Annotated in this window: 16 protein-coding genes, 1 tRNA gene and 2 pseudogenes; 9 read left to right on the top strand and 10 right to left on the bottom strand. The window is 57.3% G+C overall.

Translation table 11 applies throughout. The features are described from left to right. Positions 1-72 precede the first annotated feature (72 nt). From IB250_RS08285 to IB250_RS08265, 5 genes are all read right to left on the bottom strand, one after another. Positions 73-3171, bottom strand: a complete 3099-nt coding sequence (locus IB250_RS08285; RefSeq protein ID WP_192343726.1) for an error-prone DNA polymerase — start codon at positions 3169-3171, stop codon at positions 73-75. Then, entirely contained in the window at positions 3147-4562 is a 1416-nt protein-coding gene (locus IB250_RS08280) for a Y-family DNA polymerase (protein ID WP_192343725.1), read from the bottom strand. Before IB250_RS08280 ends, IB250_RS08285 begins: the two co-directional genes overlap by 25 nt. A gap of 7 nt (positions 4563-4569) precedes the next feature. Beyond that, positions 4570-5187: a translesion DNA synthesis-associated protein ImuA gene (gene imuA, locus IB250_RS08275; RefSeq protein ID WP_192343724.1), complete on the bottom strand. Its 618-nt coding sequence runs from the start codon at positions 5185-5187 to the stop codon at positions 4570-4572. Next, positions 5187-5804 (bottom strand): transcriptional repressor LexA, encoded by a 618-nt coding sequence (lexA, locus tag IB250_RS08270; protein ID WP_192343723.1) that lies wholly within the window; start codon positions 5802-5804, stop codon positions 5187-5189. The genes imuA and lexA overlap by 1 nt, the downstream gene beginning before the upstream one ends. 239 nt (positions 5805-6043) lie before the next feature. Further along, entirely contained in the window at positions 6044-6931 is an 888-nt protein-coding gene (locus IB250_RS08265; protein ID WP_192343722.1) for a Dyp-type peroxidase, read from the bottom strand. A gap of 346 nt (positions 6932-7277) precedes the next feature. Here IB250_RS08265 and IB250_RS08260 point away from each other — a divergent pair, with 346 nt between their 5' ends. Beyond that, on the top strand, positions 7278-8903 hold the full coding sequence (locus IB250_RS08260) for an NADP-dependent glyceraldehyde-3-phosphate dehydrogenase (protein WP_192343721.1): 1626 nt from the start codon (positions 7278-7280) through the stop codon (positions 8901-8903). Positions 8904-8910: 7 nt separating this feature from the next. On the opposite strand, the gene IB250_RS08255 is transcribed toward IB250_RS08260, so the two are convergent. Beyond that, on the bottom strand, positions 8911-9804 hold the full coding sequence (locus IB250_RS08255) for a DMT family transporter (RefSeq protein ID WP_192343720.1): 894 nt from the start codon (positions 9802-9804) through the stop codon (positions 8911-8913). A gap of 135 nt (positions 9805-9939) precedes the next feature. Here IB250_RS08255 and IB250_RS08250 point away from each other — a divergent pair, with 135 nt between their 5' ends. Continuing rightward, on the top strand, positions 9940-10377 hold the full coding sequence (locus IB250_RS08250) for an Lrp/AsnC family transcriptional regulator (protein ID WP_008006559.1): 438 nt from the start codon (positions 9940-9942) through the stop codon (positions 10375-10377). A gap of 57 nt (positions 10378-10434) precedes the next feature. Next, on the top strand, positions 10435-10764 hold the full coding sequence (locus tag IB250_RS08245) for a YceK/YidQ family lipoprotein (protein ID WP_008066990.1): 330 nt from the start codon (positions 10435-10437) through the stop codon (positions 10762-10764). Positions 10765-10990: 226 nt separating this feature from the next. Here the strand turns inward: IB250_RS08245 and IB250_RS08240 are convergent, their stop codons facing one another. Next, positions 10991-11662 carry a Bax inhibitor-1/YccA family protein gene (locus tag IB250_RS08240; protein ID WP_007898177.1) on the bottom strand — a complete coding sequence of 224 codons (672 nt, stop codon included), beginning with the start codon at positions 11660-11662 and terminating at the stop codon, positions 10991-10993. Positions 11663-11786: 124 nt separating this feature from the next. Here IB250_RS08240 and IB250_RS08235 point away from each other — a divergent pair. The 4 genes from IB250_RS08235 (at position 11787) to IB250_RS28820 (ending at position 13563) form a co-directional block, all read left to right on the top strand. After that, positions 11787-11874 (top strand) — tRNA-Ser (locus IB250_RS08235). 182 nt (positions 11875-12056) lie between these two features. Then, positions 12057-12266 (top strand): hypothetical protein, encoded by a 210-nt coding sequence (locus IB250_RS08230; RefSeq protein ID WP_192343719.1) that lies wholly within the window; start codon positions 12057-12059, stop codon positions 12264-12266. A gap of 278 nt (positions 12267-12544) precedes the next feature. Then, the gene (locus IB250_RS08225; protein ID WP_192343718.1) at positions 12545-13135 is read left to right on the top strand and encodes a glyoxalase superfamily protein; all 591 of its coding nucleotides are present in this window, start codon (positions 12545-12547) and stop codon (positions 13133-13135) included. Positions 13136-13440: 305 nt separating this feature from the next. Then, entirely contained in the window at positions 13441-13563 is a 123-nt protein-coding gene (locus tag IB250_RS28820) for a hypothetical protein (RefSeq protein ID WP_263864768.1), read from the top strand. A 164-nt stretch (positions 13564-13727) separates the two neighbouring features. Here IB250_RS28820 and IB250_RS08220 read toward each other — a convergent pair whose 3' ends face one another. Both IB250_RS08220 and IB250_RS08215 read right to left on the bottom strand, forming a co-directional pair. Further along, entirely contained in the window at positions 13728-14669 is a 942-nt protein-coding gene (locus tag IB250_RS08220) for a hypothetical protein (RefSeq protein ID WP_192343717.1), read from the bottom strand. A gap of 162 nt (positions 14670-14831) precedes the next feature. Further along, positions 14832-15815 carry a DUF2971 domain-containing protein gene (locus IB250_RS08215; protein ID WP_192343716.1) on the bottom strand — a complete coding sequence of 328 codons (984 nt, stop codon included), beginning with the start codon at positions 15813-15815 and terminating at the stop codon, positions 14832-14834. Between the two features lie 185 nt (positions 15816-16000). Here IB250_RS08215 and IB250_RS08210 point away from each other — a divergent pair. Beyond that, positions 16001-16204, top strand: a pseudogene (locus IB250_RS08210) (DUF4224 domain-containing protein); the annotation flags it as partial. Then, positions 16205-16854: pseudogene (locus IB250_RS08205) on the top strand (tyrosine-type recombinase/integrase); the annotation flags it as partial. 438 nt (positions 16855-17292) lie between these two features. Here IB250_RS08205 and arsN2 read toward each other — a convergent pair. Then, a complete protein-coding gene (gene arsN2, locus IB250_RS08200; RefSeq protein WP_225603381.1) occupies positions 17293-17733 on the bottom strand; it encodes an arsenic resistance N-acetyltransferase ArsN2 in 441 nt (146 codons plus the stop codon). Positions 17734-17908: the final 175 nt, after the last annotated feature.

The following is a 17908-nucleotide window of genomic DNA, read 5'->3' as shown; positions in this document are numbered from 1 at the left end:
CGGTGCGTGCCCGTTTGTTTCGAGCACCGCCGACGCCAATGGTTTCATAGAGGTATAGCTGAATGTCAAAGTTCAGCGGAAATCCCGGCTGCGCACATGGATACCGTCGAGCAGTGAACTCAGGTCGTTCAAGCGCCCGGCAATCAAATGCCGCACCTCCCCTTCCTTTTCCCAGCGCCCATCGACCTTGAGCAATTGCGAGCCGACCAGTACCTGCCGTTGCCGTTCGGCCAGGTCGCGCCAGACCACCACATTGACGTTGCCGAACTCGTCTTCAAGTGTCACGAAGGTCACGCCGCTGGCGGTGCCCGGGCGTTGTCGACCGGTCACCAACCCGGCGACGCTGACCGGTCGGCCGTGCTCGACATCCATAAGCTCTTTCGAACTGCGGCAACGCCGGGCTTTCAATTCACCCCGCAGCAATGCCAGCGGATGCGGGCCGAGGGTGGTGCCGACACTGTTGTAATCGGCTTGCAGGTCCTCGCCCACGGTGGGTTTGGGCAGAGACACCGTCGGCTCTTCCTGGCTCGGCAAACCGGCAAACAAGCCGAGCTGCTTTTGCACCCCCGCCACTTCCCAGCGCGCCCGATGCCGGTCACCGGCCAGCCCGCGCAATGCACCGGCATCGGCCAGTTGTTCCTGAGCGCGAGCATCGAGTCGCGCCCGTTCGCCAAGGTCGGCGATGTCGGCAAACGCCCCTTTCGACCGTGCAACTTCAATGCGCCTGGCATCGTCCTCGCGAAAGCCTTTGATCATCCGCAACCCCATGCGAATGGCCGGCTGCGCGCCGATGATCGGTTCCAGGCTGCAATCCCAGTCACTGGCCCGCACGTCCACCGGACGAATCTGCAAATGATGTCGGCGGGCGTCCTGAAGAATCTGGTCCGGGCTGTAGAAACCCATGGGCCAGCTGTTGATCAGCGCACAGGCGAAGGCCGCCGGCTCGTGGCATTTCAACCAGCAACTGGCATAAGTCAGCAAGGCGAAACTGGCGGCGTGGGACTCGGGAAAACCGTAATCGCCGAAGCCTTTGATCTGCTCGAAGATCTGCGCGGCGAACTCCGCCGTGTAGCCGTTTTTCTTCATTCCGTCCGCCAGGCGTTCCTTGTGCGGTTCCAGTCCGCCGTGGCGTTTCCAGGCGGCCATGGAGCGGCGCAATTGATCGGCCTCGCCGGGGCTGTAGTCGGCGGCGACAATCGCGATCTGCATCACCTGTTCCTGGAACAGCGGCACGCCCAACGTACGCTCCAGCACCGCTTCGAGTTCTTTCGATGGGTAGATCACCTCTTCTTCGCCCTTACGCCGCCGCAGATAGGGATGCACCATCCCACCCTGAATCGGCCCCGGACGAACGATTGCCACCTCAATCACCAGGTCATAGAAGGTCGTGGGCTTGAGCCTTGGCAGCATCGACATCTGAGCCCGGGATTCAATCTGGAACACCCCGATGGTATCGGCACGTCCGATCATCTCGTAGGTTTGCGGATCTTCGGCCGGCACCGTTGCCAGACTCAGGTCCCGGCCACGGTGCCGACGCAGCAGATCGAAACAACGGCGAATCGCGCTGAGCATGCCCAGCGCCAGAATATCGACCTTGAGCAGCCCGACCGCATCCAGATCGTCCTTGTCCCACTGGATGATGGTGCGCTCGGCCATGGCGGCGTTTTCCACCGGCACCAGGCTGTCCAGGGGCTGCTCGGAAATCACGAAACCGCCAGGATGTTGGGACAGGTGCCGGGGGAAACCGATCAACTGCCCCGTCAGGCTCAGCACCCGGCGCAACACCGGGCTGTCGGGATCGAAACCACCTTCACGCAGGCGCTCGACGGGAGGCGCCTGATCACTCCAGTGACCGCAACAGTCGGCCAGGGCGTTGACCTGATCCGGCGGCAAACCCAGTGCCTTGGCCACATCGCGGACTGCGCCGGCACCATGGTAAGTGCTGACCACCGCCGTCAGCGCCGCGCGGGTCCGACCATAACGCTGAAACACGTATTGCAGGACTTCTTCACGCCGCTCGTGCTCGAAATCGACGTCAATGTCTGGCGGCTCGTTGCGCTCTTTGGAGAGAAAACGTTCGAACAGCAACGTGCTCCGCTCCGGGTCGATCTCCGTGATCCCCAGTACGTAGCACACCGCCGAGTTGGCTGCAGAACCGCGCCCCTGACACAGAATGTGTTGCTTGCGGGCGAAATTGACAATGTCGTGAACTGTCAGGAAATAACTTTCGTACCCCAGCTCGGCAATCAGCTGCAGTTCCTTGTCGATCTGCGCCAACACCTCGGCTTTAGGGCCTTTCTCCCAGCGCCACCGAACACCCTTTTCGGCCAACTCCCGCAGCCAGGACGTGGCCGTGCGCCCCTCAGGCACCAGCTCCCGGGGATATTGATAGCGCAACTGACCGAGGTCGAACCTGCAGCGCCGGGCGATGCTCAGCGTTTCGTCGAGCAGTGCCTGCGGATAAAGATCGCGCAAGGCGTCGAGGCTGCGCAAATGCCGTTCGCCATTGGGGTGCAGGCGCAACCCGGCCTCGGCCACCGGCAAGTGATGACGAATCGCAGTCATGGTGTCCTGCAAGGCGCGACGGCCACGGGCATGCATGTGCACATCGCCGCTGGCTACCGCCGGGATCCGCAATTCCCGCGCCAGGGTCAGCAGTGCCGCCAGTCGCCGGGTGTCGTCCTGCCCGCGATGTAACTGAACGCTCAGCCACAGGCGCTCGGCAAAGGTCTGCTTCAGCCAGTGCCCCTGCTCAACGTCATCGACGGCATCCGGCACCCACAACGCCAACAGCCCCGGCAACGGCTCGCCGAAATCCTCCCGCAGCACCTGATACTGGCCTTTCTGCGTACGGCGTCTGGCGCGGGTAATCAGGCGGCACAGGGTTTGGTAACCCTCGAGGCTTTCCACCAGCAGCACCAGTTTCGGGCCGTCTTCGATGCGTATTTCACTGCCGATGATCAGCGGCAATTCCACGGCCTTGGCCGCCTGCCAGGCGCGGACGATGCCCGCCAGGGTGCATTCGTCGGTGATCGCCAACGCTCGATAGTCCTGCTTTTTCGCCCGTTGAAAAAGTTCGAGCGCACTGGAAGCACCGCGCTGGAAACTGAAGTTCGACAGGCAGTGCAGCTCGGCATAATCGACACTCATGCGAACCAGCCTTGCAGCCACAACGGACCGCCTTCGCCTACCGCCCGATAGGCCCAGCCCTGCTGACCGGAACGGGTTTCGATCAGGTAATAATCGCGGCGCACGTCGTCGCCGTCCCACCAGCCCGACTCGATGCGTTCCGGCCCCATGAGGATGCGCGTCGAACCTTCGTGTACGGCCTGCGGCTCCGTCAGCAACCAGCCCGGACGTTGCACGGCAGGCAATACCTCACAGGTCTGGCTGTCGACACTGGCCTGCCAAGCGCATTCCGGCCGGTGATCGGCCTGGAACCGCAAGCCTTGCACCGCGTCATCCCCCAGCCGTGCGCGCAAGCGTTCGCGCAGTTGCTCCCAAGGCAAGGATTGCTGCGGACGATCATCGAACAGTTCCTGGTACTGGGGCACAAAGGTCGGCAAGTCTTCGGCGCGCAGACGAAAACCGCGCACCGGCGCCTCGACCTGAACCTGCTCCAGCCTCCCCCGGGCCAGCTCGAACAGCATCGCCGGATCGCGCTCGGCACTGAGCAGGCCGACCTTGATCAGCGTGTCTGGCAACCCGGCGTGCTCCAAGTGCAGGTCAAAACGCTGCACACCGCTGTCGCGTCCGCAGAGGAACGCCGCCAGATCGCCGGTCAGCCTGCGCAATGGAAACAGCAATGCCTGATGGGATTGCACATCGAAGTTGAGTTCGATGCGCACATCGAAACGGTCCGGCGGCAGGTAAAACGCCAGCGCCAAATGTCGTAAACCGAACAGGGTGTCCAGATGCTTGAGCACCTGAGCTTCGAAACGCCGGGCCAGGCTATGTCGTGGCAGCGCCTGCACCTGACTCAAAGTGCGCAGCCCCATGCGCGACAGTGCCGTGGCAACGCTTGGCTCCAGGGCGATCCGGTCGACGGGCAATTGCCCGAGATGGTGCTGCAAGGCGTCATTGTCCGGCACCACCAGACCGTCATAAACGTTGGCCAGCACCCGCGCCGCCACCGGGTTGGGCGCGGCGACAATCCGGTGACGAAACCCCAGCTCGCCGAGTTCAGCCCGCAACCGCGCCTCGAACTGCGGCCAGGGCCCGAACAAGCCCAGGCTGGATTCGATTTCAAACACCACGGCTCGCGGGTAATGCACGCTGACCTGGGAACTGAACCGATAGGCCCAGGCAGCCAGAAACTGCTGCCAGTGTTCGATCTCGGCGGCATCGTATTCGGCGGTGACAAACCCTTTGCTCAAGGCCTGAGCGGCGGTCATCGACTGGCCGGGACGCAAGCCCAGCGCCCGCGCCGAACCGTTGACCGCTTGCAGCACCCGACGCTGGGCCGGACCGGTCAGCAGCGCCAGCGGCTCATCGGGGTCGGGGCGCTGACGCAGAACCGCGTCCAGTGCCAATTGCGGGAAGAGAATGCAAACCCAGCGCATGGCAACCTCAATGCCCGACGGCAAAGGTAATCGGCGCCGAACGGGCCAGCCCGCCCCGGCACTTGAGCACCCGCAATTGCGCAGGTTTGGCGTCGATGGCGATGCGCAGGGCCGCTGGTGACGGGTTGATGGCTTCACTGATCGAGCGATAGGCGAACGCCAGGGTCTGACCGGTTTCCGCCGCCACCTGCAAACGTCGCAATGCCCGATCGTCGGCTTTGTGCGGCCAGCACAACACCGCCCCGCAACTGCCCGAACGCAGGCATTGTTCCGCCGCCCACAGCGCATCGCGCTCACTGGCCTGGATGATCGACAGTTGCCGCAAATCGACCCCGGCGTTCTGCCAGGCCTGGGGATACGGCACGTAAGGCGGTGCCACCAGCACGATGCGTTCACCTGCCGCCGACAGCCGCGCCAGCGCCGGCCACACCAGTTGCAACTCACCCACGCCCTGCCCGGCCAACAGGATTTCAGTCAGCGCCGCTTCCGGCCAACCACCCGTGGGCAATGCCGCGTCCAGCGCCGCATGCCCGGTGGGTTGCGGGCTGACGGCCGGTGGCGCAGGCCGGCCCTTCCAGACCTGGCCGCCATTGAACAGCGTATCCAACGCAACGACGGCGCCCATTACCCTTGCCTCACCAGACCGCAGAACACGCCTTCGATGGCCAGATCCTGATCGGCTCGAACAATGATCGGTTTGTAAGCCGGATTGCGTGGTAACAGCCGAACAGAATCGCCGACCCGCTCGAAACGCTTGATGGTGACTTCGCCGTCGAGCCGCGCCACGACGATCTGGCCGTTGACCGCTTCGGGATTGCGCCGCACGCCCACCAGATCGCCGTCGAGAATACCGTCCTCGATCATCGAATCGCCCTGCACCCGCAGCATGTAATCCGGTAGCCGCGAGAAGATCGACGGATCAAGCAGCAAACGGCTATGGATCTCGGCATCGGCACCGATCGGCGCACCGGCCGCCACTCGACCGAGTACCGGAACGTCCAGCAGTTCGGGCCGCGGCGGTTGATTCAACAGCCGAATGCCGCGCGCCTGATGCGGATTAACCTCGATGAAACCGGCCTCGGTCAGCGCCAGCACATGCTTGCGCGCCACGCTGCGGGAGGCGAAGCCAAAGGCCTCGCTGATTTCAGCGAGGCTCGGGGGCTGACCATGTTCGGCGATTCGATCGCGGATAAAGGTCAGGATGGCGGTACGGCGGGGAGTTAAAGTCGTCATGGAGTACATTTGTACTCTTTTGGGCTTTTCCTGACAAGGACCTGTAGGAGCTGTGTAGGAGCTGTCGAGTGAAACGAGGCTGCGATCTTTTGATGTTGTTTTTAAAGAGCAAGATCAAAAGATCGCAGCCTCGTTTCACTCGTCAGCTCCTACAGGTTTCAGGTGAGTCCTGAGAGGTAGGGCCACGGGTAGATGCCGGCTTCAACCAAGGCAGAACCGGCATCGGCGTGTCCGACTTTACTCGAGGTTTAGCCGACACGCAGTGCGCGCAGGTCAAGGCGATCGTCCTTGAGCGGTGGGCACCAGTAGTAGCCGCCGGTGATCGGTCGGCTGATGCGATACAGGCCGTCGGTAATGCCGTCTTCCAGACCACTCATGCGCCGCAACTGGGATTCGAACGCATCGAGGGAAAAACCGAAGGCCAGGAACATCAGGCCGGCACGATCGCTTTCGATCCACGGCATCGAGCGACGGACCACGAAGGCTTCAGGTGTGAAGCTTTCCTGGGCGGTGCGCTTGACGTGAGCGGAGATCGGCGCGTCATCGAGTTCTTCGTTGTCGCTCAAGCGACGGCCCATGATGTTGTCTTTCTCATGGGGCGGCATTGCGTGAAAGCCTTTCAAATCATGCTGCCACTGCTGGATCGCGGCGAAGCTGCCACCGACCAGACCGTCCGCGCCGTCGCTCAACAATGCAGCGGCGACAGCAGCTTCATCGTGAGGGTTTTCGGTGCCGTCTTCGTAACCGGTCAAGTCGTGCCCGGTCATGTGGCGGAAGGTTTCGTTCATCTGCACCAGACGCAGGGCCGGTGCCAGCGCGGCTTCGAGCGCACGGCTGCGATTGAGCAGTTCGCCACGGTCAACACCGTGCAGCCAGCACCAGAGTGCGTGTTGGGTCGAGGGGTTGTCGACACCGACACCGACCAGCGCAGGAAAGGCGCGCAGCCCGTCGATCTGCGCGTGCAACGCCTTGACCAGGGATTCACCAAAACCGACTACAGCCGACTTGCCGTCCACCAGGCGCATCAGGTTATCCAGCGCAGCCGGCAGTGCCTCAACCGATTCAAGGGCGAAGAACATATGACGAGCTTGAGGCGGAACAGGGGTGGCGAGAATGCCCGGCTGGTAATAACTCATATGAACTCCTTTGAGAAAGAACATGAAGTTTAACCGGGGGATCGTTACTTGTGTGTTTTCAGGGCAAAAGATAGCAGCCCCGTAACCCGGTAGCAGCTGCCGAGCCTGCGAGGCTGCGTTCGGCGGCGAAGCCGTCGTGAAATCGGATATTGCGGTGTATCAGGAAAACCTTGCATACAGGGTTTGCGACGGCTTCGCCGTCGAACGCAGCCTCGCAGGCTCGGCAGCTGCTACGACGATCCATAACGCCGAGCAAAAAAAATCATAAGATGAGCCATGACAAGCAAGTCCGAGGTCTGCTAAAACGATTCATCAGTGCATCACCCAATCCAGACGGGGTAGCGATATGACCACAGCACAAATCCTTGGCAACCTGTTTCCCACCGCCGACAACGTCCCGGAAAAGTACCGCCTCAACGGCCCGACCGAGCAGCGCGAGTATCTGGTCGATGGCGAACTGAAAACCTGGTCCGGGCCCCTCGCTCAAGTCCGCAGCCCAGTGTACCTGAGCGGTGCGAATGGTGATGAACAGGTGATCCTCGGCAGCACGCCGCTGCTCGATGCGGACACCGCATTGACCGCGCTCGACGCCGCCGTCCGCGCCTACGACCGCGGCCAGGGCCTGTGGCCGACCATGCGCGTGGCCGAGCGCATCCAGCACGTCGAAACCTTCCTGGCTCGCATGCGCGAACAGCGCGAGGCGGTGGTCAAATTGCTGATGTGGGAGATCGGTAAAAACCTCAAGGACTCGGAAAAAGAGTTCGACCGCACCTGCGACTACATCGTCGACACCATCAATGCCCTCAAGGAACTCGACCGCCGCTCCAGCCGCTTCGAACTGGAGCAGGACACTCTCGGCCAGATCCGCCGCGTGCCGTTGGGTGTGGCGTTGTGCATGGGGCCTTACAATTACCCGCTGAACGAAACCTTCACCACGCTGATTCCCGCGCTGATCATGGGCAACACCGTGGTATTCAAACCGGCCAAGCTTGGGGTGCTGTTGATTCGCCCGTTGCTGGAAGCCTTTCGCGACAGCTTCCCGCCCGGTGTCATCAACGTTATCTACGGCAGCGGCCGCGAGACCGTCAGCGCACTGATGGCCAGCGGCAAGATCGATATCTTTGCGTTCATCGGCACCAACAAGGCCGCCAGCGACCTGAAAAAACTCCACCCAAGGCCTCACCGCCTGCGCGCGGCGCTGGGCCTGGATGCGAAGAACCCCGGTATCGTTCTGCCGGAGGTCGATCTGGACAATGCGGTCAGCGAAGCCGTCACCGGCTCGCTGTCGTTCAACGGTCAACGCTGCACCGCGCTGAAAATCCTCTTCGTCCATGAAGACGTGGTCGAGGCGTTCATCGAGAAATTCAACGCCAAACTCGCCAGCCTCAAACCCGGCATGCCGTGGGACAGCGGCGTGGCCCTGACGCCTTTGCCGGAATCAGGCAAGGTCGATTATCTGCACACCCTGGTGGCGGACGCGGTCAGCAAAGGCGCAGCCGTGGTCAACCCCAACGGCGGTGAAGCCCGCGCATCGTTCTTCTACCCGGCCGTGTTGTACCCGGTGACACCGCAGATGCGCGTCTACCAGGAAGAACAGTTCGGCCCGGTCGTGCCGATCGTGCCTTACCGTCATCTGGACACCGTGATCGATTACGTCCTGGAATCCGACTTCGGCCAGCAACTGAGCATCTTCGGCACCAACCCGGTGGCAGTCGGCAGGCTGGTGGACACGTTCGCCAACCAGGTCGGCCGGATCAACCTCAACGCCCAGTGCCAGCGCGGTCCGGACACCTATCCGTTCAACGGTCGCAAGAACTCCGCCGAGGGCACGCTGTCGGTGCACGATGCGCTGCGAGTGTTTTCGATTCGGACTCTGGTGGCGACCAAGTTCCAGGAGAGCAGCAAAGAGCTTCTCAGCGAGATCATCAGCGGACGCAACTCGAGTTTCCTGACCACTGACTACATTTTCTGAGGCCTGTTTACTGCGCCGCCACCCGCCGAAGCTTCAGGCTCCAACCCTGTTGCATCCCGGCGGCGGCCAACAGAATCGCGGCGACACCGATCCATTGCAGCGGCTCCAGGCGATGGCCGAAGGCGAACCAGTCAACGAAAATCGCCGCAATCGGGTAGATGAACGACAACGCGCCGGTCAGCGCTGTCGGCAGTTTTTGAATCGCGCCGTAAAGCAGCACATACATCAAACCGGTATGCACGATGCCCAGGGTCACCAGACTGGCCCAGGCATCGGGCGTTTGCGGTATCGCCGAGAAGTGCGCAAAGGGCGCGAGCAATAGCACGCCGGTGCACACCTGGATCAATGCGATCAGATGCGGAGGTGTGCCGGTCAGGCGTTTGATGATCAACGCGGCAATCGCGTACAGAAAGGCAGCCCCTAGCGCCAGACCAATCCCCATCAGGTAATCGTTGCCACCCTCGCCCTGCTCACCATGTGCGCTGACAATCGCCAGCATTCCTAGAAACGAAATGCCCAGCCAGAACAACTTCTGCAGGGTGATCTTCTCCCCCAGGAACAACGCGGCCAGCCCCACCAGCATGAATGGTTGAACGTTATAAACCGCCGTGCCAATGGCAATCGAGGCGCGGGAATAGGACGCGAACAACAGCACCCAGTTGCCGACAATCGCCACCCCGCTCAGTACGGCCAGCAAAAAAGTGGTGGACGTCAAAATGCCAGGACGCAGAAAGCCGAACGCCGCGCAGATCAGCAATAAGGTGGCGGCACCGAACACGCAGCGCCAGAACACCACGTCCAGTACCGGTTGCCCTGACACCAGCACGAACCAGCCAATGGTCCCGGAAATCAGCATGGCGGCGGTCATTTCGAATGAGCCGCGACGTAATGTTTTGTCCATCATCCACCTCCTGTATTTGAGCCCAAAGTATGCCAATCCATTTGGGGGCTTCTCCAGCGCAAAAAGCAGGCTAAACTCGGCTTCTGCCTTTTTTATCAAGGCTTATTCAGCCAATTGCCTAACAGAGGATTCGCCATGACCGACGACATCGACCAAGTGCTGATTAGCGCGTTGATGGAAGATTCACGCCGCTCGCTCAAGGCCCTGGCACAGATCAGCGGCCTGTCCTCGCCCAGTGTCGCCGAGCGCCTGCGCCGCCTCGAAGAACGTGGCGTGCTCAAAGGCTACACCGTCGAGATCGACCCCAAATGCTTCGGTTACCAACTCCAGGCCATCGTCCGTATTCGCCCGTTGCCGGGCCAGTTACAGGAAGTGGAGCGACAGATTCAGGCCATCCCCGAATTCACCGAGTGCGACAAAGTCACCGGCGACGACTGCTTCATCGCCCGCCTGCATGTGCGCTCGATGGAACAACTGGACACCCTCCTCGATCGCCTCAACAGCCACGCCGAAACCAACACCGCCATCGTCAAGAAGACCCCGGTCAAGCGCCGGCTGCCACCGATGGCTTGAGTGCTGTTTTGTTCACAAAGGGGTAGATTGGGGTTTTTCCGGCGAAGGATTGACGGTATGAAAACTCAGGTCATGTTATTGGCGGCAATGATACTCACTGGTTGCGGCACGTTTCAGACCGTGGTGCGCAGTGACGAGGCCGCGGCGAAGAGTCTCAAGGAACAGAAAACCTACTGCGGTGCGGTTCCACGGATCTATAGCGGCGTGACGTATGACTTTTGCAGTCTGCATGCGCCTCCAGGCCCGGGCATCGATGAGTACAAATACAACAACGGCACGCCCTTTGTACTGATCGACGTAGTGATTTCCGGCGTTCTCGACACCATGCTGCTGCCCTACACCATTTATCGGCAACAGGCTGATGGCAGCATCATTGTGGCCGAATAAGGAGCAGGTGAATGTTGTCTCACGTTTTTATCGGCATCACCGATTTCGATCGTGCATTAGCGTTCTACCGACCTATCATGTCCCGATTACTTCGGCGCCTATATGCGCGACCCGGACGGCAACAAACTCTGCGTGTGTTGCCACGAGCCTGATTGAAACCAACGCTGAGCCAAATCACAGACAATAAAAAACCCGCCGAAGCGGGTTTTTTACTCAAGGCTGACGATCAATCATCGCGGCTCATGATGCCGAACAGTTGCAGCAAGCTGACGAACAGGTTGTAGATCGATACATACAGGCTGATGGTCGCCATGATGTAGTTGCGCTCGCCGCCGTGAATGATGGCGCTGGTCTGGAACAGAATGCACACCGAGGAGAACAGCACGAAACCTGCGCTGATCGCCAGCTGCAGACCGCTGATCTGGAAGAACAAGCTCGCCAGTGTCGCGCCCAGCAGCACAAAGAAACCGGCGGTGATGAAACCACCGAGGAAACTCATGTCCTTACGGGTGATCAGCACATAAGCCGACAGGCCGCCAAACACCAGCGCGGTCATCGCGAAGGCCGAGCTGACGACTTCCGCGCCGCCCTGCATACCCAGGTAACGGTTGAGAATCGGGCCGAGCAGGAAACCCATGAAACCGGTCAGCGCGAACGCAGAAACCAGGCCCCACGCCGAATCACGGAGTTTGTTGGTGAGAAAGAAAAGGCCGTAGAAGCCGATCAGCACGACGAAGATATTCGGGTAGCCGACACGCATCTGCTGCGCAACAAACGCCATCACGCCGCTGAATGCGAGGGTGAGGGCGAGTAAGCCGTAAGTGTTGCGCAGGACGCGGCTAACCTCTAGCTGCTCAGCCTGCACGCTGTTATTAACTGCGTAATCCTGTTCGCGCATGGCGACACTCCTGTTGGGTTTGAAACGTTCAGTCGCAAAGATCATAACAGACGCTCTGTAACAAGCCATGCAGAGAGTTTGACAGTGTGTTTCATTCAGGTATTATGGCGCCCGCAACGCAAACGGAGGTGTGGCCGAGTGGTTTAAGGCAACGGTCTTGAAAACCGTCGACTGTAACAGGTCCATGAGTTCGAATCCCATCGCCTCCGCCATCTTTATACGACAAAGCCCTGATTATTCAGGGCTTTGTCGTTTCTGGGGTTTGGCGACAATCTCGCCGCTAGGCATGTGTTCCATAACTAAGCAGCTGGCCCCCTCCTCCGGCGTCCCGCCGATCGTTAAACATCCTTCATGTAACGCGATGTTACGCTTTCCTCAAAACCGAGGATTTGCGATGCCACATTCAGACCTTCTCCCCTCCCTGCTGTACAAAATAAACAAAAACCAGCTGGCCCTCGAAGCCGCCATCATGGAGCTTTCCAACTGGGTCGAGTCTCGTGGCTCGGCTGACGTCGCCGACAATTTGCGTGGTGCCTTGGACACCATCGACAGGAACGAGGAGTTCATCGAGCTTACGCTCGCAGTCCCGATGGCACCGGAGTGACGACGGCTACTTTTCCTTGGCTAAAAAGACTGCTATCCGCCAAAAGCAATCATTCGCTGACATGTACAAGGGGGATTGCTATGCGCCGTGCATAGGTCATTCAAACGTATTGAAAGACCAACGACTAATCCCTTATGATTTGCGCAGGCTGGATCGAAGCCTGCTGCCCACCTTGGCAAACCCGAATGGGACGATTTCCTCCTCTTCAATGCGTTTGGGATTCCCTGTGCGGATCTCGGCAGTGGGCACCGGCTTTCCGCGAACAGAGGATGCATCCTATGAAACGCATAATCTTGATCCACAAATCTACTGTTTCTCGCCTAAAACAACGCGCTCGCCGCCTGAAACGGGCTAAAGACATTTCGCATCTTGAAGCTCTTGAGGTCGTAGCCAACGCTGCGGGCTTGGATAACTGGCATCAGATTTCAGAAGCGGCAAAGCTATGCCAACCAATTCAGGACGCTTATAGCAAAGGGTTTGTTTTAGCCTTCGATGCTAAGGAGGCTCCTGACCCTGATGATGAAGATAGCCCGCTACTCTGGGAGGAATTTGCCTTCGATCTGTTAGGAAGTCTGTTTTTTGAGCAATATCGAAATCAGCCAGATGAGGAGGATCTTGAAGGAAGGCCGATTTCTGAAACGCATGATCCCGATGATCTTAAACAGTATTTCAATAGCGATTGGGAATGCATGTACTTCTTCCGCCTGAAAGCCCCCTATCAGGTGACTACGGTAGAACAGCTTCTATCGCTGATCCATAAATACACGTTTTGGCCTCCACGCTTCGTTTTCGAGAAAGGTAAATTGCTGGATACGTATGGACTGCCAGCTTTGAACGATGACGGAGAAGTGATAGGCATCCGTTTCTAGGAGGTCAGCTTCCGGCCATTGCCAGTCATACGCTGTTCGCCACAATCGCGGAAACGAATACCCGCAGCAATCCAGACAGCTGACGTTGATTCGAGAGAGCGAGGTGATCACCCAAGATCGGCCAAGTTTACTTAACTGGAATCGACAAAAAAGGCCGGGGCGCCTCAGTCACCCCGGCTGCACCACTCTCGATGTGCCCGAATCGCCACCAGGGATGGCCACAGCGCCTGATGCGTTGCTTTCCTAATTTGCTTGCCCGCTAATGGGCATATTCGGATGCTGCCAGTCTAGGATTAATTTGCAGGGTGAATTGTCGCTTAGGTGAAGAGGTTCAGCGCGAGGTGATCGCGCAGGAGTTCAAGACGGTGCCGCAGGAGAAAATTGGCAACAACGTCGCTTGCGTGCTGGACGCCTTCGACCCCAAGTAATCGCAGAATACGCCACGGCCATGGTTTCGGTAGTGGCGCAGGCGGAAAGTCTGTGTCGGAGCGTGTCCGGGCTTTAGGATGTTCACGGGCAGAAAGATCGTCGCACCAAAGTAGACGGCACGACTGCCTTATCTACAACCCTCTATTTATTGCAAGATCAACGATTAAGCCTTTAATAAATCTTCATATTTTTTAGGCAGCAAAGAAACTTCCCCCCACTTCAGATCATTCAGAGCAAGACCGATACCGCTCTCTTGAATCCGGCCATAGGCGATAGCTACTCTACCAACAGCAGAACTATCAATTTTATGGTAATCCCCATCAGAACAGCTCATTTTCAAGCAAAAGTCCTTATATCCATTACTTGACACAAACTTCATAAATACCATTCGTACATTCCATGGATTCGGGCCTGCATCACGAACGCCCATCACCGTCCCGAAAACAAGCACTGGTTCTTCAGTTACATCCGTCGAGGGGCTTAGAGCCCTCAGCGCATCCATTAAAAGCTGTGCATACTGGGCCTCTGGAAAGTAATAGTATTTATAAAGATTTTTATCAAACCCTCTGCAGAGACCTGCAATCGATGTCACAACACTTGGGACCTTAAATTTTTTCCCACGATGGCGACCGATTGGCACATCCGAAAGCTCGCCATGCAAATCCTCAACCTTAGTCTGGTCGTACACATCAGGCTCAACCTCAGGCGAAACTGGACGGCTTTGCATAAAGCCTTTCACAACCACCAGTTCTCCATCAACAACGGCTTGGGCAGCCTCCTCTTCTGTATCATAGTACTTACCGACCGCTTTTTTGGTTCTTAAACTGCAATCGGTTTTAATACCCCTTTTGTGTGCAAAAAAAGCACTTCGACCCCGCTTATTTGCATCCTCTTCCTCGGGATTCCTAAACAACGGACAGCAGCATTCAGGACAAAAAATACTGCCTTTCATGTCCACGTCGTATTCGGAAACCAAAACGGGTGTACCTGATCGACGCAGCGCGCCCTTATCGCCGTCGCTAAAACTCCAGCCCGGAAGATGCAGGGCATGCTTAATTCGATTGCTCGCTCCGTGTGGTGCGCTTCGGGCCTGACCGTCAGCCATAATTCTTTCCTTTTTTATGTCATACCAGCGCTTATACAACACCACCCCGAATCAAATTGCCACCATCCGACCACGGAGGGCGGCGCTTGATTGGAGAAAATGACCCTTGGAAGATGATACAACTGCAATAAAGCAGCTTAATAGTTAATGCGTTCTAACTCACTACAGAGCGGCCCGGTATGGCGTCTTAGAGCATTTAACATCAATAGCATGATTGCCTTTAGGGTTTGCATTATGCCAATTGAAATCGACATGCCCAACAAAGGATGACATTGACCAATAAGCCACTTCCTGATTAGGCATTGGCCCAATGTGCACAGCCTTAATTGACTCAAAAGGAACCTCAACTTCGATATAGGGAATCAAAATATTCCCACGAGGACGAAATTTCACCTCAAAAGAATCATCGAAGTCAACGCCTCGAATCATTCTCACTTCACGTTCTTCTTCAAAACTTTGATGCTTGAATGTAGCAGCCGTTTTAATTAGTTCAGCATAAGCTGCCATTCCGTCCTCACCCATGCCGTGCGGGTTTGCTCGATGGGATCGACCCACCTCTCTTAAAGTATCAACAACCGAGGTAAATGCTCTACTTTTCTTTTCTTTTGAATCGTACAAGCACCCTGATTTATTTGAGGAAATTAACTCACCATCAAACTCAATTGCATACGATCCATAGGCACGCCACTGACTCAACAGATCGCCAGACTGGCTGAAGGAGCACACAAAAATCTGTGGCGATGCAGAAAAATCCCCAAAATCAAACGACAAATTATCGCCAATAAAAGATGACGCCGCTTCAACATACTCCGGACTAATGCGAGCTGTAGCCGAGGGGTTTTTCAGCTCTTCTAAAATATGTTCTAGCCCATGATTCATTTCCTCTGAATCATTCAAAAATCGAAGATCAGTTAACCACATTTTTCCGTTAGTCAAAATCGACTGTACAGCTGCAGCATCCGTGTAGTGAAAGAGTTGCATTAGAGCCCCCTCATAAAATTTCATCATCGCAATATACCCGGCGAGGAATCTCCATGCCCACAAAAAACCATGTCCCCCCGACGCATAATCTCGCGGACAACTGCCTAACCATCCAACATAGACCATCAAATGCCGCTGCGGCGCTGAAAAGCTGCGACTGGTCAAATACGATCGATAACGAAGCCATTATTCAGAAGGCAATCAATGAGCTCGACGCAGCCCTGCTCGCAGATTCCACACGTACAGCTTGTAAGCCCCCATGAACCATCGCGGCTCGCTGCCCAATCATTGCGAAAAGCAGCCTGACCCAATAACCACCTTCTGCCGCTGCACGCGGCATGGAGCACAGCATGCAATCCGAAATCCTATCGGACGAAGAGCTCGCCGATATCACCGGCTACAAGGCCAGGGCCCCTCAGCGGCGCTGGCTCGATGATCGCAAGTGGCTCTATGTCGAGAGCCGAGGTAAGCGCCCGCTGGTGGGTCGACAGTACGCCCGCATGAAACTGGGCATGATCTCGCCGGCCATCATTGACCCCAACCCGCTGCCGGCCGTGTCCCATGTTTTCAACATGGCTCGTGAGTGGGGGCTAACCAACAAGGAAAACCCCTGCCAAGGTGTCCGCAAAAACAAAGAAACGCCGCGCGACTATTACGCAAATGACGTGGTGTGGAATGCGGTGTACCAGAAAGCAGGGCAAGAACTGAAAGACGCTATGGACCTGGCCTACTTGACCGGCCAGCGGCCAGCAGATGTGCTGGTGATGCGCAAAGATGACATCGAGGGAGGATTCCTGATGGTTCAGCAAAACAAAACCAGTAAGAAGCTTCGGATTCAGATGACGATCAATGGCGCGGCCAATAGTTTGGGCCTGTTGGTGGCACAGATCGCGGCGCGAAACGCTCAGCACGTTTCCAGTTATCTGATCGTGAGCAAAAAAGGGGAAAAAGGATGACCGCTACGATGTTGCGCAAGCGGTGGGATGAGGCGAGGGAAAAGGCGAAGCAAGTGGCTATTGAAGATGGCGACGCACTCTTGGCGGGTCGAATTGCAGAGTTTCAGTTTCGAGATATCAGACCCAAAGCGGCATCGGAGATCAAAGATATCGGCGAAGCGAGCTTGCTCCTGGGGCACACGAAGGGCGATATCACCGAGCGGGTGTATCGCCGCGTCGGAGCCATCGCACAGCCCTCAAAAAAATAGCCTGAAAATGCGTTCCATAACTCGAAGTGCCCCCCTTGTAGAATGCGGTCTGTAGCCAAGCGGTAATCTGTCGGTTATGGAACGTAAAACCACCTCAAAGCCGCAGTTTTAACGGCTTTATCTATCGGACTTGAAAACCGTCGACTGCAACAGATCCATGAGTTCGAATCCCATCGCCTCCGCCATATTTGTACCGACAAAGCCCTGATTTTTCAGGGCTTTGTCGTTTCTGCAGTACGCTATTTCTGTAGCACCATTTCCGGATCGTTTCCGCATCTTTTCAGCTATTTCCGCAACCCTACCCTTCCGACACACCACGTTCCGATCAACAAATGATGCGTAGGGTGCCTTGACTGTGATCGATAGGCAGCTTTCGGCCCAGAAGCGGGCGTTGGTTACCAACACTAGCAATGACCCAGAAGCGTTTCGATGGCTCACTCATTGCAGAGGGGATCTGCTTAAAGTTTTCCGCAGGTAGCTTGCTGACGAAGGGCACAAATGCTTGAACTGAGCTGTCTGGGTAATTGCGACAGGCGCTTTACCCCTATCAAGCAGTTCGTACCCGTTGGCCGTGAAAAAATTAACAGCGCTTTGGGTCAACAAATGCAGTCGGGCTGCGCCTCGGGAGACCGCGTATTGTTCCAGTTCCGACAATACCGCTGTACCCAGTCCCGCTCCACGATGCTCCTCGCAAACGACCATAGAGCGCAGCAGGAGATCAGGGCCACTACCCTCCAACCCTCCATACGCAACCAATTTCCCATCCACGTCGAATCGGTAGAACTGCCGCCCGGGATCGCTCACATCATCGTAGGGCAATCCAGCTTGGCTCAAAGACGCACGGAGCTGATTCAAACCGCTTGTTCCTACTTTAATCATCTGCATCATCAGTGCTCTTATAGGCTCTCTGACACTCAATGCTAGCAGTATGTCCCATGCCTCCCTGCAACGCTGCATTAGTCCTATGGGGGCAAGCGGTCACCGGGATGCGCCTGGAAAACGAGTTGATTCAATGGGAATCAGAAATGATGTGTGTGCCAACACGATGGCTGAT

This window comes from Pseudomonas sp. PDM09, assembly GCF_014852305.1.
Classification (GTDB): Bacteria; Pseudomonadota; Gammaproteobacteria; order Pseudomonadales; family Pseudomonadaceae; genus Aquipseudomonas.
The sequence above is the reverse complement of the archived record's forward strand: the minus strand, read 5'-3'. Positions and strand labels throughout refer to the sequence as shown.

Excerpts from the sequence above, each read along its gene's own strand:
- IB250_RS08280 (WP_192343725.1), bottom strand. The coding sequence starts at position 4,562 with ATGCGCTGGGTTTGCATTCTCTTCCCGCAATTGGCACTGGACGCGGTT.
- imuA (WP_192343724.1), bottom strand. The coding sequence starts at position 5,187 with ATGGGCGCCGTCGTTGCGTTGGATACGCTGTTCAATGGCGGCCAGGTC.
- lexA (WP_192343723.1), bottom strand. The coding sequence starts at position 5,804 with ATGTACTCCATGACGACTTTAACTCCCCGCCGTACCGCCATCCTGACC.
- IB250_RS08265 (WP_192343722.1), bottom strand. The coding sequence starts at position 6,931 with ATGAGTTATTACCAGCCGGGCATTCTCGCCACCCCTGTTCCGCCTCAA.
- IB250_RS08260 (WP_192343721.1), top strand. The coding sequence starts at position 7,278 with ATGACCACAGCACAAATCCTTGGCAACCTGTTTCCCACCGCCGACAAC.
- IB250_RS08255 (WP_192343720.1), bottom strand. The coding sequence starts at position 9,804 with ATGGACAAAACATTACGTCGCGGCTCATTCGAAATGACCGCCGCCATG.
- IB250_RS08250 (WP_008006559.1), top strand. The coding sequence starts at position 9,940 with ATGACCGACGACATCGACCAAGTGCTGATTAGCGCGTTGATGGAAGAT.
- IB250_RS08245 (WP_008066990.1), top strand. The coding sequence starts at position 10,435 with ATGAAAACTCAGGTCATGTTATTGGCGGCAATGATACTCACTGGTTGC.
- IB250_RS08240 (WP_007898177.1), bottom strand. The coding sequence starts at position 11,662 with ATGCGCGAACAGGATTACGCAGTTAATAACAGCGTGCAGGCTGAGCAG.
- IB250_RS08230 (WP_192343719.1), top strand. The coding sequence starts at position 12,057 with ATGCCACATTCAGACCTTCTCCCCTCCCTGCTGTACAAAATAAACAAA.
- IB250_RS08225 (WP_192343718.1), top strand. The coding sequence starts at position 12,545 with ATGAAACGCATAATCTTGATCCACAAATCTACTGTTTCTCGCCTAAAA.
- IB250_RS08220 (WP_192343717.1), bottom strand. The coding sequence starts at position 14,669 with ATGGCTGACGGTCAGGCCCGAAGCGCACCACACGGAGCGAGCAATCGA.
- arsN2 (WP_225603381.1), bottom strand. The coding sequence starts at position 17,733 with ATGATTAAAGTAGGAACAAGCGGTTTGAATCAGCTCCGTGCGTCTTTG.